Annotated in this window: 11 protein-coding genes; 7 read left to right on the plus strand and 4 right to left on the minus strand. The window is 40.4% G+C overall.

Going from position 1 to position 14,685, the window contains the following annotated elements; genetic code table 11:
- Positions 1-40: 40 nt before the first annotated feature.
- A complete protein-coding gene (locus GO593_RS18245; protein WP_001120984.1) occupies positions 41-400 on the minus strand; it encodes a 5-carboxymethyl-2-hydroxymuconate Delta-isomerase in 360 nt (119 codons plus the stop codon).
- Positions 401-444: 44 nt separating this feature from the next.
- The gene (locus GO593_RS18250) at positions 445-2,157 is read right to left on the minus strand and encodes an AAA family ATPase (RefSeq protein WP_000808297.1); all 1,713 of its coding nucleotides are present in this window, start codon (positions 2,155-2,157) and stop codon (positions 445-447) included.
- 230 nt (positions 2,158-2,387) lie between these two features.
- Between GO593_RS18250 and mdh the strand changes: the two genes are divergently transcribed.
- A complete protein-coding gene (gene mdh, locus GO593_RS18255; protein ID WP_000874704.1) occupies positions 2,388-3,560 on the plus strand; it encodes an iron-dependent methanol dehydrogenase in 1,173 nt (390 codons plus the stop codon).
- 194 nt (positions 3,561-3,754) lie between these two features.
- Positions 3,755-4,723, plus strand: coding sequence for an alpha/beta hydrolase (locus tag GO593_RS18260; RefSeq protein WP_001098143.1), 969 nt, complete (start codon positions 3,755-3,757; stop codon positions 4,721-4,723).
- On the opposite strand, the gene GO593_RS18265 is transcribed toward GO593_RS18260, so the two are convergent.
- Positions 4,720-5,910, minus strand: coding sequence for a helix-turn-helix domain-containing protein (locus tag GO593_RS18265; RefSeq protein WP_000494374.1), 1,191 nt, complete (start codon positions 5,908-5,910; stop codon positions 4,720-4,722). The two genes, GO593_RS18260 and GO593_RS18265, sit on opposite strands and share 4 nt — an antisense overlap.
- Positions 5,911-6,053: 143 nt before the next feature.
- Between GO593_RS18265 and exaC the strand changes: the two genes are divergently transcribed.
- The 5 genes from exaC to GO593_RS18290 all read left to right on the plus strand — a co-directional run bounded on the left by exaC (position 6,054) and on the right by GO593_RS18290 (position 12,337).
- Positions 6,054-7,565, plus strand: a complete 1,512-nt coding sequence (gene exaC, locus GO593_RS18270) for an acetaldehyde dehydrogenase ExaC (RefSeq protein WP_001269059.1) — start codon at positions 6,054-6,056, stop codon at positions 7,563-7,565.
- A 221-nt stretch (positions 7,566-7,786) separates the two neighbouring features.
- Positions 7,787-9,223: an ethanolamine permease gene (eat, locus tag GO593_RS18275; RefSeq protein ID WP_001075436.1), complete on the plus strand. Its 1,437-nt coding sequence runs from the start codon at positions 7,787-7,789 to the stop codon at positions 9,221-9,223.
- Between the two features lie 16 nt (positions 9,224-9,239).
- On the plus strand, positions 9,240-10,625 hold the full coding sequence (locus tag GO593_RS18280; protein WP_000122153.1) for an ethanolamine ammonia-lyase subunit EutB: 1,386 nt from the start codon (positions 9,240-9,242) through the stop codon (positions 10,623-10,625).
- 10 nt (positions 10,626-10,635) lie between these two features.
- A complete protein-coding gene (gene eutC, locus GO593_RS18285) occupies positions 10,636-11,451 on the plus strand; it encodes an ethanolamine ammonia-lyase subunit EutC (RefSeq protein WP_000774025.1) in 816 nt (271 codons plus the stop codon).
- 163 nt (positions 11,452-11,614) lie between these two features.
- Complete coding sequence (locus tag GO593_RS18290) at positions 11,615-12,337, plus strand: glutamine amidotransferase (RefSeq protein ID WP_001098471.1); 723 nt, start codon at positions 11,615-11,617, stop codon at positions 12,335-12,337.
- A gap of 542 nt (positions 12,338-12,879) precedes the next feature.
- On the opposite strand, the gene GO593_RS18295 is transcribed toward GO593_RS18290, so the two are convergent.
- On the minus strand, positions 12,880-14,607 hold the full coding sequence (locus GO593_RS18295) for a glutamine--tRNA ligase/YqeY domain fusion protein (RefSeq protein WP_000803941.1): 1,728 nt from the start codon (positions 14,605-14,607) through the stop codon (positions 12,880-12,882).
- Positions 14,608-14,685 lie beyond the last annotated feature (78 nt).

Genomic DNA, 14,685 nt, shown 5'->3' on the forward strand with positions numbered 1-14,685 from the left:
TGCTCATTGCTATTCTTGATCGAAATTGCGCTTTTTTGAGTTATACAACTTGCTTGAAATAATCGTCTCTTGGCATGTCAATAAGCTCAACACACAATTGAATTTCTTTATTAAACTCTTGTGGTAGATATTTTTTGTTGCTGAGCGCCGCTAATAATTGCTCACCCACAAGCTGTTTTTGTTCAGCAGTTCTTCCCGACAAAATATAGGCTTTTACATGGATATAGGCTTGATCAACCCCTAAGCCAATCAGAAAAACCTCATCTCTACGCGCACGACTTTTAATGTCTTCTGGACTAAACAACTCTGTTTCAATGAGCGTGGTATTAATTTCTTCAAGTAATTGTTTTGCATTTAGTCCAGTTAAGTTATCTGAATAATCAACTACAACGTGCGGCATAGCCACCTCAATTTATATAATAAGTCATTTAAGCCAATTAAACTTTATTCAATAAATAATAAAGCTAATCGAACCTGATCATATCCCATTCGAGGACTGGTTGCCTCAACAATTGGTCTTAGTTTGATCGAACCATCATCAGAAAAATGATCCGGATTTTGGCGTTTTTTCAACTTCTTATAAATTTTACGTACTTCTTCGACCACTTCTTCACCAGGATGGGCAACCGAAATATCTAGCTTTTGTTCTTTATGCAGTCGAGCCAAGTGATTAATAATGGTTGCAGGTGTTAGACCACGTTCATGTGCAATATCTTCAATTTCGTAGCCTTCTTCAAACAATGCACGAGTTTCATCCAAAGTCGCTGAGGCGTAATTTTGCTTCTCGCCTCTCGCTAGTTTTTTCTCATTTCTTGAAATCTCAGTTTCATTTAAGGTTCCACCACAATGACGAATAAAGGCTTTATGTTGAGCCGTTAAATCGACATTAGCAAAATTATCTTCGGCTTCTTTAGAAAGCTCTTGAAAACGGCGATCAGCTTTTACAGCCAGACTATCTAACTCCAAAGCTTGTTCATTAAAACCTAATAATTTTAACCCTGTTAAAGACTTCAAACGTGAGAGCGCAACATAACCTTGCCCTTTTTCAAAGGTATGCATCAGGTTAATTTCAGCAGCTTCCAAAGTCATACCTTGGCTTTTATGAATGGTAATCGCCCATGCCAAACGAAGTGGAATTTGCTGAAAACTTGCAATGACTTTTCCTGCTTCATTTTCAATTGACCATGTTTCAGGCGCTACCAGCAAAGTTGTACCATCGGTTAATTTTACCTTTGGCAATAACCCATTTTCGTCATCTTCTTCAAAACCGATCACCTCACCTAAACTTCCGTTGATATAACCCATATCAAAGTTGTTTTTTACAAACATCACTTTGGCATGTTTTTTAAGTGTGAGTTCTTCCGGAGCACGAACTGAAGACTTTAAAGTTTCTAATAATTTTTCATTACCGTCTAAAACGGCATTAAATTGATGTCCTTCATTATCAATTTCGTTTAAGTGCTGATAATTGATATTGTCGACATCCATGTTATGCGTATAAAGACGAGTAAAGGTTTCGCCAATGTCATGAGTACGGGATTGATGCAAAGCTTGCAAATGCTCGGTTTGAATACTTTGCGCACGAATCGCATTTAATATCTGATTCAGAATTTCATCATCTTGGCGGTGTTGTTCTGTTAAATAACATACCCGAAATTTGGCTTCGACCCATGCATCAGACATAAAACAGAATTTGTCACGGTTGGCTTCACCATTACGGCCTACAGGCGGCAACTGGAAGAAATCTCCAGCCACAATCACTTGAATGCCACCGAATGCTTCATCACTTTCTTTAAAATATTTTAAAACCTGATTGACCAGATTAAGCTGCTTCGCATGGAGCATTGAGATTTCATCAATCACAAGAACTTGCGCGTTTTCAAGGTGTTCCTTGAGATATTTACGCTCTTTCATCCGTTTCAAGTCATCGTCAGTTAGATGATCTTTGATGCCAATACCAGCCCATGTATGAATGGTCATGCCATTCATATGCGTTGCCGCAATACCGGTAGACGCTGTAATCGCTACAGGTACTTTACGCGCTTTTAAATAATGGATGTACTGATTGAGTGTATAGGTTTTCCCTGCACCAGCCGAACCGGTTAAAAAAACATTTTCACCTGCTTTTAGCAGTTTAAGTGCAGTTTCCTGTTTCATAATCTCATATGTACATCTTCAACAGCCCATAGCTTAACGATTTTCCCGAAAAATTTAAATGAATGAGCCAAATTTTCCATAAAAACAATATAAATCAATAACTAATATCAAGTTGGTATTTGGTAGGTTTTTGGTAGGTAGGAAAATAATCTACACATCACAATACTAAGGCCATGGTGAGGCTCACCTGTAATAACAAACAATGGATTTATGGAAAAAGGAATCACTCCATGGCTTTTAAAAATATTGCAGATCAAACAAACGGTTTTTATATTCCTTGCGTATCACTCTTTGGACCAGGATGTGCCAAAGAAATTGGAACAAAGGCGCAGAACCTCGGCGCAAAAAAAGCATTAATTGTGACCGATGAAGGGCTATTTAAATTTGGCGTTGCAGATCTTATCGCAAGCTATTTAACCGAAGCAGGCGTAGCGAGCCATATTTTCCCGGGCGCGGAACCTAACCCAACCGATATTAATGTTCATAACGGTGTGAATGCCTATAACGAAAATGGCTGTGACTTTATTGTGTCGTTAGGCGGTGGCTCATCTCATGACTGTGCAAAAGGGATTGGCTTAGTGACTGCGGGTGGTGGTCATATTCGTGACTACGAAGGCATCGATAAAAGTAAAGTCCCAATGACGCCATTAATTGCAGTCAATACAACGGCTGGTACGGCATCTGAAATGACTCGTTTCTGTATTATTACCAATACAGATACTCATGTAAAAATGGCTATTGTGGACTGGCGTTGTACCCCTCTCATTGCGATCGATGACCCGAAACTCATGATTGCAAAACCGGCTGGTTTAACCGCTGCAACAGGTATGGATGCACTAACCCATGCAGTTGAAGCATATGTTTCTACAGCAGCAAACCCAATTACTGATGCGTGTGCAGAAAAAGCAATCACCATGATTAGTCAATGGTTACAACCCGCTGTCGCAAATGGTGAAAACATCGAAGCTCGTGATGCTATGAGCTATGCGCAGTACTTGGCTGGTATGGCATTTAACAATGCATCTTTAGGTTATGTTCATGCAATGGCGCACCAGTTGGGCGGGTTCTACAACCTACCTCATGGTGTATGTAACGCAATCTTGCTACCACATGTATGTGAATTTAACTTAATTGCTTGTCCAGATCGTTATGCAAAAATCGCAGAATTAATGGGTGTAAATACGCACGGTCTCACCGTAACAGAAGCTGCGTATGCTGCAATTGATGCCATTCGTAAACTGTCTTCTTCAATTGGTATCCCATCTGGCTTAACAGAACTTGGCGTAAAAACTGAGGACCTCGCGGTGATGGCCGAAAACGCTCAAAAAGACGCATGTATGCTCACCAACCCACGTAAAGCAAACCATGCACAAGTTGTGGAGATTTTCAAAGCAGCACTTTAATACTGATGTAACGCTATGTTCCTGTAGTAAGTCAAATCCCTCCGACCGTTGACTTACTTTTTGGGGAATACTTAGCTCCAGCGGTATTCCCTTTTTTTAAAACCTATACTCCAACCTTCTCTAAACCTGATTGACAATTTGCCCATTTCATTGAAGGATACTTAACATGACTTAATGACAATAGCTCGATAAAAATGAATACATCTACAGCTAAACACAATTATGCCCCAGATATTTTAGGTGCCGGCTATGAGCAGCTAACGCTCAACTTTCCAGATGATTATGAAGGTAAAGTTGTAGCCACCTTAGTTCGTAAAAAAGCCACTCAACCAACTCAAAAAGCGGTACTTTATATTCATGGTTTTTTAGATTATTTCTTTCAAACCGAAATGGCCGAGCAATTTAATGCCCATGGTTATGACTTCTATGCACTCGATTTAAGAAAATATGGCCGCTCAAAACTGCCTCATCAAATTTTCTATAATGTGCTCGATTTAAATGAATATGATGCCGAAATTACTCAAGCATTAGAGATTATTGGCCAAGAAAAACATACACAAGTTTTACTTGCAGGTCACTCAACAGGCGGCTTAACGGCAACGCTTTATGCTGCGCATCATCCTGATCATCCCCTCATTAAAGCACTCTGGGCGAATAGTCCGTTTTACGATTTTAATTTAAGCTTAGTCGAAAAGAAGTTTGGTATTCCAATGCTCAGTCGAGTAGGAAAATATCTGCCAAAAGTTAAATTTCCAAGCCAACTGAACAAATGGTACACCACCAGTCTTCATAAGCAGCTTAAAGGTGAATGGGTTTTCAACCTCGATTGGAAACCAACCTCTGCCCCGACAGTTCAACTCAGCTTTGTACATGCAATTCATACTGCGCAAAAAGAAATTCACCGCGGTGTTAAATTGAATATTCCAGCCCTGATTATGCATTCGCACCAAACTAAAAACCCACGCAAATGGGGACCCGATGCAACTCAAAGCGATGTCATTTTAGACGTTAAAGACATTGCCAAATTTGGGAAAAAAATGAAAGGCGATGTCTCGGTTGTCTCTATTCACAATGGTTTACACGATTTAGTCCTTTCGGCCCAGCCAGTACGGGAACAAGTCTATCAGCAACTATTCCAATGGCTGGATCAAAAAGTCACCTAACTTAGCTTAGGTGAGTCAATATATTTCACCAGCAATTGATGCGCAGGATGTTCACTCGGTAATAACTCCATAAGACGTTCTACCGCATCGATTGCTTCGGGAAAATGAGCTAAATGTTTAAGTAATAAATCTGTTTCTTGTGTTTTAAAAATCGCATCACTCAAGCGTGACTCAAGGCAGTCGCGCCATGCACACAGAAACGGACTTTCGGTTTTTGCCAGAAAAACTCCGGTATAGAGCTGCAACGCAGAGGCGACATACCCAGCATCAAGCGCTTGTTCAGCTTGTAAAAAATCGGCCTCAACATGCACAAGTAACCGATATGGACGTGAACCAAGCAAACCTCCCAATATATCTCGCAATTGAGACATTTCAGCTTTAAGCGTACCCATGCTTACTTTACGCTCACCATAAAGTGCCTGATAGAGATGCTCTAAGGTTAAACCATGCGGACATAGTGCCAATATCGTTAAAATTTCAATTTGACGCGGCGTCAATAATAAACTTTTGCCGTTAAATTTAACTTGTGGCGTCGAAAATGCCCGGATGTGTAAGTGCTGGCGCTGTTGTTCTAACAAGGCAGATTGAATAATGGAGGCACAACGCTCAGCGGCCAAAATGCCCAAGGTATTATGGTTTTTCCATGTGGTTGATAAATCTACCACGCCCAAGGTTTGTTTTGAGTATGGATCGATAATGGGTGCCGCATAACAAACCCAATCGTGAATCGACTCCATATAATGTTCATTGGAAAAAACACAGCTTGATTGTTGAGTTTTTAAAGATAACGCCAATGCATTCGTACCTACAAATTCTTCACGCCATTGACCACCTTGTACAAAATGTACACGTTCAGCAGCACTCTGCATTTGAGCACTGGAAGCTGTCCAGATAATGGTACTACCAATGTCACCCACAGCAATGACCATAGAAGATTGCTCTGCAATATGACGTAAGTCATCAGCACACTGGCTTAGTGCCAGATCTAAAGCATTTTGTGAAGCAGATTTTCTTTCAAGTAGAGGTGCTGCAAATCGTTCTTTAGGAATCGCAGCAGAAGCTGATCGTTCCCACGAGCTTGCAATACTTTGGCCGAGTTTGGCAGCGTTCTGAGGAGAGAGACTATTTTGCGTGCGCAGTTGATCAATCAACATCCGTTGCTGCAATAAATCCTTTTTTGTGAACATTTGTAAATTCCTTATATATTCACATTTCTATTCCAACCTTTCTCCAACCTTCTTCTTTATATCCTAATTATACAAAGTACGAAAGTACTTACTGACAGGGTTCTTGTTAGTCTTTAGTCCTAAAAAAGCAAAGGAATATTTATATGCGCTATATCGATCCAAATCAACCAGGCTCAAAAGTTCAATTTAAATCACAATATGAAAATTTTATTGGCGGTGAATGGGTTGCACCTCTAAAGGGTGAATATTTTGATAATGTGTCACCAGTGGATGGAAAAGCTTTCACACGCATTCCACGCTCTAGTGCTGAAGATATTGAACTTGCTTTAGATGCAGCACACAAAGCAAAAGCTTCATGGAATAAATCTTCACCGACTACACGTTCTAATATACTTTTAAAAATTGCTGATCGTTTAGAAGCAAATCTTGAAATGCTTGCGGTTGCAGAAACTTGGGATAACGGTAAAGCAGTTCGTGAAACTTTAGCAGCTGACCTTCCACTTGCAATCGACCATTTCCGTTATTTCGCAGGGTGTATTCGTGCTCAAGAAGGCGGCATCTCTGAAATTGATGAAGATACCATTGCCTACCATTTCCATGAACCACTAGGTGTGGTTGGTCAAATCATTCCATGGAACTTCCCGATTTTAATGGCTGCATGGAAGCTCGCTCCCGCTTTGGCGGCTGGTAACTGTGTGGTGATTAAGCCAGCTGAGCAAACTCCGGTAGGTATTTTGTTGGTTGCCGAACTCATCCAAGATATCTTACCGCCGGGCGTACTTAATATTGTGAATGGTTTCGGTGCAGAAGTTGGCCGTCCGTTAGCGACAAGCCCACGTATTGCCAAAATTGCGTTCACAGGTTCAACTCAAACTGGGCAAATGGTGATGCAATATGCGACCGAAAATATTATTCCAGTCACGCTAGAGCTTGGCGGCAAGTCACCGAACCTTTTCTTTGAAGACATCATGGATAAACAAGATGACTTCTTAGAAAAAACGCTGGAAGGTTTTGCCATGTTTGCTTTAAACCAAGGTGAAGTATGTACTTGCCCTTCTCGTGCTTTAGTACAAGAAAGTATTGCTGATCAATTCTTAGAGTTGGCCGTCGAACGTGTAAAATGTATTAAAACTGGTCATCCTCTTGATACTGAAACCATGATTGGTGCTCAAGCATCTTTGCAACAACAAGAGAAAATCTTACGTTGTATTAATACGGGCCGTGAAGAAGGTGCAGAACTTTTACTGGGTGGTAGTGGCCGTAAAGAAGTAGGTGATGGTTTCTATGTTGATCCGACTATTTTTAAAGGCCACAACAGCATGCAAGTTTTCCAAGAAGAAATTTTTGGTCCTGTACTGGCTGTGACAACATTTAAAGACTTTGACGATGCAATCAAAATTGCCAACGACACTATGTATGGTTTAGGTGCAGGTGTATGGTCACGTTCAGCCCATATTTCTTACCGCGCTGGTCGTGCTATTGAGGCGGGTCGTGTCTGGACAAACTGCTATAACATCTATCCTGCGCATGCTGCATTTGGTGGTTACAAGAAGTCTGGTATTGGTCGTGAAAACCATAAGATGATGCTGGATCACTATCAACAAACCAAAAACTTGTTGGTGAGTTATTCAACCAAACCAATGGGCTTCTTCTAAGTTTCGCACCAAGTTGATACCAAACTATCAACGCTAGAAGGAAGCAAGCTCATTAATTATATAAGAAGCCGGTAATTTAGATTGCTGGCTTTTTTATTTAATACAGTCAGCTCTCAAATTTTTACTATCCGGAATAAAAAAGCGTCATCTAATATTTAAAGCGCACCATTTAGGCATTGCTTTTGCATTCATTCATACAAACCAACTCGCAGGAGTATTGTATGAATCAACCAGAAACAGCTTCCGTTATTTCTTCAAGTGCAGAAGTCTCATCAGCAGAATATTTTGCTCAGCGTCAACTTAAACAAGGTACCGTGGGTTGGTTACTCCTGATTGGTTTAGGCGTAGCGTATGTGATATCAGGTGATTTTGCCGGCTGGAACTTTGGTATTGCTCAAGGTGGTTGGGGTGGTATGTTTATTGCCACTGCTCTTGCTGCTTTGATGTACCTGTGCCTATGTCTTTCTATGTCAGAAATGTCCACCATGATGCCGACAGCAGGTGGCGGTTATAGTTTTGCCCGTGCTGCCTTTGGACCTTTTGGTGGTTATTTAACAGGCACAGCGATTTTAATTGAATACGCAATTGCGCCTGCCGCTATTGCCGTATTCATTGGTGGTTATTGCGAATCTCTATTTGGTATTAATGGCTGGATGATTTACCTCGCCTGTTACGCCATTTTTATGGGTATACATCTCAAAGGTGCTGGCGAAGCTTTAAAAATCATGTTTGCGATTACACTTGTCGCCGCTGTTGCCCTTGTCGTGTTTATTGGGGCAATGATTCCACACTTTAATGCACAAAATTTATTTGATATTCCAGTTAGTACAGGTGTTGGCGCAAGTCTTTTTTTACCTCATGGCTACTTGGGCATCTGGGCCGCGGTTCCTTTTGCTATCTGGTTTTTTCTTGCAGTAGAAGGTGTTCCGTTAGCAGCAGAAGAAGCAAAAGATCCAGCCAAATCTCTGCCACGCGGTTTAATCGGTGCAATGCTCATCTTAACAGCATTTGCCATGCTTATTTTGTTCTTGGGTGCAGGTGCAGCAGGTGCAAGTACTTTACAAAACTCAGGCGCTCCTCTGGTAGATGCTTTGGTTAAAGTTTATGGCACCAACACTTGGCTTGCGACATTCGTAAACTTTGTGGGTTTAGCTGGTTTAATCGCAAGTTTCTTCTCAATTATCTATGCCTATTCGCGTCAAATCTTTGCATTGTCACGAGCTGGTTACTTACCTACTTCACTCTCTTTAACCAATAAAAATAAAGCCCCTTATCTTGCAATTATTATTCCGGGCATTATCGGGTTCTTACTTTCACTTACCAAAGAAGGCGATTCACTCATTTTAATCGCGGTTTTTGGCGCAACTATTTCTTATGTGCTGATTCTTTTATCACACATCAAACTGCGCTTATCTAAACCCGACATGCCTCGTCCTTATAAAACTCCAGGAGGAGTCATCACTTCAAGCATTGCACTAGTTTTAGCAGTCGCTGCTGTGATCGCAGGTTTTGTTGTTAATCCGAAAGTGTGGTTTATTGCTGCCGGTATCTATGTCGTATTTATTGCTTACTTTTTGTTCTACAGCCGCTATCATTTAGTGAAAGGAACACCAGAAGAAGAGTTTGCAAATATTAAAGCCGCAGAACAAGAACTATAAATAAAAGGATGTAACTATGAGTTATCGCAATATTGTCGCCAATCAACAGTATCACTTTGCTGACCTAAAAACGTTAATGGCCAAAGCTACACCGTTACGTTCAGGCGATGAGTTAGCAGGTGTAGCTGCCAGAGATGCAACCGAACATGTTGCGGCACAAATGACTTTGGCTGATGTGCCATTAAAAACCTTTTTAAATGAAGTTGTAATCGATTATGAAACTGATGAAATTACACGACTGATTATTGATGAACATGATCTGGCAGCCTTTGCCCCTATTTCACATTTTACAGTAGGCGATTTTAGAAATTGGCTACTTGGAGAAGATGCCACTCCAGAAAGCTTAAAAGCATTAGCATCGGGTTTAACCCCAGAAATGGTGGCTGCTGTCAGCAAAATTATGCGCAATCAAGATTTGATTTATGTCGCCAGCAAATGTGAAGTGGTCACCCAATTTCGCAACACAATTGGTTTAAAAGGACATCTTTCTACCCGTTTACAACCGAACCACCCTACCGATGATGTGCTCGGTATTTCAGCCAGTATTTTAGATGGGTTGATGTATGGCAATGGTGATGCCGTAATTGGCATTAACCCTGCCACGGATAACCTGCATAATTTGTCAGAGCTACTGAAATTGCTTGATCATGTCATTCAGGAATATCAAATTCCAACGCAATCTTGTGTACTTACGCATATCAGCTCAGGCATTCAACTGGCTGAAAAAAATGTACCGATTGATTTAATGTTCCAATCAATTGCCGGCACCCAACTGGCTAATGAAGGTTTTGGAATTTCACTTGATTTACTACAAGAAGGATATGAAGCCACCCTCTCACTCAAGCGCGGAACCATTGGACAAAACGTCATGTACTTTGAAACAGGTCAAGGCAGTGCCCTATCAAGCAATGCTCATCACGGCGTTGACCAACAAACATTAGAAACTCGTGCCTATGCGGTGGCCCGTAAATACAATCCGCTTTTAGTGAATACAGTCGTTGGTTTTATTGGCCCCGAATATCTCTTTAACGGTAAACAAATTATACGTGCAGGACTGGAAGATCACTTCTGCGGTAAGTTACTTGGCGTGCCAATGGGCTGCGACATTTGTTATACCAACCATGCCGATGCCGACCAAAATGATATGGATGTACTTCTTACTCTATTTGGCGCCGCAGGCATTAACTTTATAATGGGGATTCCGGGTTCAGACGATGTCATGCTCAACTATCAAACAACATCATTCCATGATGCCCTCTATTTAAGACAACTCCTCGGTTTAAAACCCGCTCCTGAGTTTTCAGCTTGGCTTGAACAGCAAGGTATTTTTAAACAACAAAACTCTCAAATCTGTTGGGCAGACCACATGCCCGACCAATTCTCTCGTCTGCTCATGAACTAGGGAGAACGCCATGAAACTGAACCGTGATATTCAATATCCATCTTCTACTCATCAAGATCAGTGGGAAAAACTTAAACAGTTTACTGATGCCCGTATTGCTCTGGGCCGTGCGGGTTGTAGCATTCCAACACGTGCCTTACTTGAGTTCCAGTTGTCGCATGCGCAAGCAAAAGATGCGGTTTATCAAGAGATGGATGTTTCCTACCTCTCGGAGCAATTAACACAACGGCAGCTGCAAAGTCTGCGTGTACAAAGTAATGCACCTAATAAAGAAATTTATCTTAAACGTCCAGATTTAGGACGTCAGCTTTCAGATCAATCAAAAGAAGCCTTAATTAAGAAGTATGCAGAAAACACGCAACAGTATGATGTTTGTATTGTGGTCGGTGACGGTCTCTCTGCAAGAGCGATTGAAGCAAATGCCATCGCATTTATTGCAGCGCTAAGTGAACAAATTCAGCAAGAAAATTGGAGCCTTGCCCCGATTGTACTTGCAACAGGAAGCAGAGTTGCTTTAGGCGATGAAGTTGCAGAAATTTTTAAAGCATCCATGTTAGTCATGCTGATTGGAGAACGCCCTGGTTTAAGCTCTCCTGACAGTATGGGAATTTACTACACATGGAATGCATATTCAGGCTGTCTCGATTCCAAACGCAACTGTATTTCAAATGTTCGCTCAGCAGGTTTAAGTATTCCGGTTGCTGTACAACGTTTAATGGCATTAATGAGAAAATCAAAACAGCTTGGCTTTTCAGGAGTGAATTTAAAAGATGAACATCAACTTTCAAATATCGACCATAATGAAAACGTAAAGCTTTTATTTTAAATAGCAGTTACGCGTAGATATTTCTTCCCTACAAAATATTTATGTGTAACAAGATTATCTTAACGAAAAATAGCAATTTTCAGGTATTGACGATTTGTATGGATATTTTCTTCTTTATATTTATCGCTATACTCCACCTATTGGTCCTCTCTGAATCATTTGTATGAACACAACAAACGCCTTCCCTAAAACCATTTATGCCATTCAGCATCTTGCTTTCGAAGACCTAGGTTCATTAGAAGATGTTTTTTATCAACTTGGGTTTCGTGTCCGCTATTTTGAAGCAGGTGTGGATGATTTAACCCCTGCTTTTACACATGACGGTTTAACTATTATTTTAGGCGGCCCAATCGGAGTTTATGAAACCGAAGATTATCCGTTTTTAAAAGATGAAATCGCTTTACTTAAACAACGCTTGGCAGCAGATAAACCTACACTTGGTATTTGCCTAGGCGCACAGCTTATTGCGCATGCACTTGGCGCCAAAGTATATGCAGGCCATCAAAAAGAAATTGGCTGGGGAGCCTTAAGCTTAAGTTTACGTCCTAATCAGGTATTATCACCTTTGCTTAATAATGTGCATGTTTTACACTGGCATGGCGACACTTTTGACCTGCCTGAAAACGCAGTGTTATTAGCGAGTTCAGAGATTTATACTAATCAGGCATTTGAAGTTGGAAATAATATTCTTGCCTTGCAGTTTCATATTGAAACAACAGAAGAAAATTTTGAGAAATGGCTCATTGGCCATACATGTGAACTTCGTAATGCCAAAATTTCAATTCCGAAACTACGAGAAGAAAACTTACAATATGCTCAAGCACTTGAACATGCTGCATTTGAAGTTATTCAAAAGTTTCTAAAACGAATCGGATATAGTGGTTAAATTAGAAATTTTCTAATATCTACAAAGGTTAGAGTTTACCATTTGGTATTAATTGTTTATTTTTCAAGCAAAGGAAAGTTTATATTCTATCTTTGGAAACATTTCTTAAAATTTTCAGTGTATTATTAATTTGTAACATAAAATATACGCTGAATTACTATGGATATCTGGAAATTTATTAAAAGCTTTAATACGGTCAATACTTATTTATTGCTTTCATGCGTTCTCCTCATCATCTTAGTTCTTTATTTTTATGTGATTAACCCGGCCTAAGCTACTTTGCCAAGGACGTTAATCATAAAGAAAAAGAAAATATGAGAAGACACCTGAATAAAAAGCCCAACTTTACAGTTGGGCTTTTTTATATCTTCTGTTTACTCACCACATGATATTCGTCTTGCGAAAAAGTAAGAGATAATCAATCTCAACTATCTACTCACAACATGTTGTTCGTCTTGCGAAAAAGTAAGAGATAATCAATCTCAACTATCTACTCACAACATGTTGTTCGTCTTGCGAAAAAGTAAGAGATAATCAATCTCTTACTTTTTCTCAGGCTTGAAGCTGTCTTTTAAGTCAAGAACACGGTTAAACACAGGCTTCTCAGGAGTATGATCGTATTGATCAGCAACGAAATAACCTTCGCGTTCAAACTGGAAGCGATCTTCTGGCTTCGCTTGAGCTAAAGCAGGTTCGATCACAGCTTGAACCACTTTCAAAGAATCTGGATTTAAGTTTGCTAAGAAATCATCACCAGTTTCAGGGTCAGCTTCTGTAAACAATCGATCATAAATACGTACTTCAGCAGGAATACCTTTAGTTGCAGATACCCAGTGAATTACGCCTTTTACTTTGCGGCCTTCAGGATTTTTACCTAAAGTATCCGGATCGATCGAACACTTCAGCTCAACGACTTCACCGTTTGTATCTTTAATGACTTCATCACACTTAATCACATATGCATGGCGTAAACGAACTTCACCATCAGGAATTAAACGTTTAAAGCCTTTTGGCGGTACTTCTTCGAAATCTTTACGGTCAATATAGATTTCTTTAGTTAATGGAATAACGCGCTCACCCATATCGACATTAGGATGACGAGCATGGGTAAGGTCTAAATCTTCCGGTAAGTTCGTAAGTGTTACTTTTAATGGATTTAACACTGCCATACCGCGCGCTGCCGTATTCTCTAAAGATTGACGAATACAGAACTCAAGCATTGCGACATCCACAATACCGTCAGTTTTAGACACACCTACACGTTTACAGAAATCACGTAGGCCTTCTGGTGTGAAACCACGGCGACGCATACCCACAACCGTTGGCATACGAGGATCATCCCATCCATTCACATAACCGCCTTCAACCAATTTACGTAATTTACGTTTAGACGTAATGGTGTAATCTACGTTTAAGCGAGAAGATTCATACTGGTGCGGCACAGCTTTAGACTTAACTTTTTCAACAATCCAGTCATAAAACGGACGGTGGTCTTGGAACTCTAATGTACAAAGTGAATGTGTGATTCCTTCGATCGCATCAGACAATGGATGAGCATAGTCATACATTGGGTAGATTTTCCACTTATCACCTGTTTGGTGATGCTCTGAATGTAAAACACGATACAAAATTGGGTCACGCATATGTACATTCGGGCTTGCCATATCAATTTTGGCGCGTAAAACAGCTTCACCCTCTTTAAGTTCACCATTGCGCATTTTTTCAAAACGAGCAAGGTTTTCTTCAACAGAAGCATCACGATATGGCGAATTTTTACCTGGCTCAACAAAGCTACCACGATTTAATTTGATTTCTTCTGGAGACTGCAAATCAACATATGCATCGCCTTGTTCAATCAACTGAATTGCCCAAGCATAAAGCTGATCAAAATAACCGGAAGCATAACGTGGTTCGCCATTCCAGCTAAATCCAAGCCACTTCACATCATTGGCGATACCATCAACATACTCTTGTTCTTCCGCATCCGGGTTGGTATCGTCAAAACGTAAATTACAAAGACCATTAAACTCTTCAGCAACGCCAAAGTTGAGGCAAATTGCTTTTACGTGACCAATATGTAAATAACCATTTGGTTCTGGCGGGAAACGCGTTACGATTTGTTTGGCACGTCCGGCAGCTAAATCATCGGTAATGACTTGGCGAACAAAATCTAATCCAGCCTGTTGTTCTTGCTGCGCAGAATCGACAGAGGCATGAGTATTCGGTGTCGGGTTGTTTGGCAGGTTCGAGACAACATCATTAGGCTTCATAGTGTATCAATCACTTCTTTGTAGATAAAATTTCGAAAAAATAAACGCTATCTTCATTTTTCACAAAGATTTTAACGT

Source organism: Acinetobacter baumannii, assembly GCF_009759685.1.
GTDB classification, from domain to species: Bacteria; Pseudomonadota; Gammaproteobacteria; order Pseudomonadales; family Moraxellaceae; genus Acinetobacter; species Acinetobacter baumannii.

Coding starts and splice junctions, on each gene's coding strand:
- GO593_RS18265 (WP_000494374.1), bottom strand. CDS start 5,910: ATGTTCACAAAAAAGGATTTATTGCAGCAACGGATGTTGATTGATCAA.
- GO593_RS18245 (WP_001120984.1), bottom strand. CDS start 400: ATGCCGCACGTTGTAGTTGATTATTCAGATAACTTAACTGGACTAAAT.
- GO593_RS18290 (WP_001098471.1), top strand. CDS start 11,615: ATGAACACAACAAACGCCTTCCCTAAAACCATTTATGCCATTCAGCAT.
- GO593_RS18260 (WP_001098143.1), top strand. CDS start 3,755: ATGAATACATCTACAGCTAAACACAATTATGCCCCAGATATTTTAGGT.
- GO593_RS18295 (WP_000803941.1), bottom strand. CDS start 14,607: ATGAAGCCTAATGATGTTGTCTCGAACCTGCCAAACAACCCGACACCG.
- mdh (WP_000874704.1), top strand. CDS start 2,388: ATGGCTTTTAAAAATATTGCAGATCAAACAAACGGTTTTTATATTCCT.
- eat (WP_001075436.1), top strand. CDS start 7,787: ATGAATCAACCAGAAACAGCTTCCGTTATTTCTTCAAGTGCAGAAGTC.
- GO593_RS18250 (WP_000808297.1), bottom strand. CDS start 2,157: ATGAAACAGGAAACTGCACTTAAACTGCTAAAAGCAGGTGAAAATGTT.
- eutC (WP_000774025.1), top strand. CDS start 10,636: ATGAAACTGAACCGTGATATTCAATATCCATCTTCTACTCATCAAGAT.
- exaC (WP_001269059.1), top strand. CDS start 6,054: ATGCGCTATATCGATCCAAATCAACCAGGCTCAAAAGTTCAATTTAAA.
- GO593_RS18280 (WP_000122153.1), top strand. CDS start 9,240: ATGAGTTATCGCAATATTGTCGCCAATCAACAGTATCACTTTGCTGAC.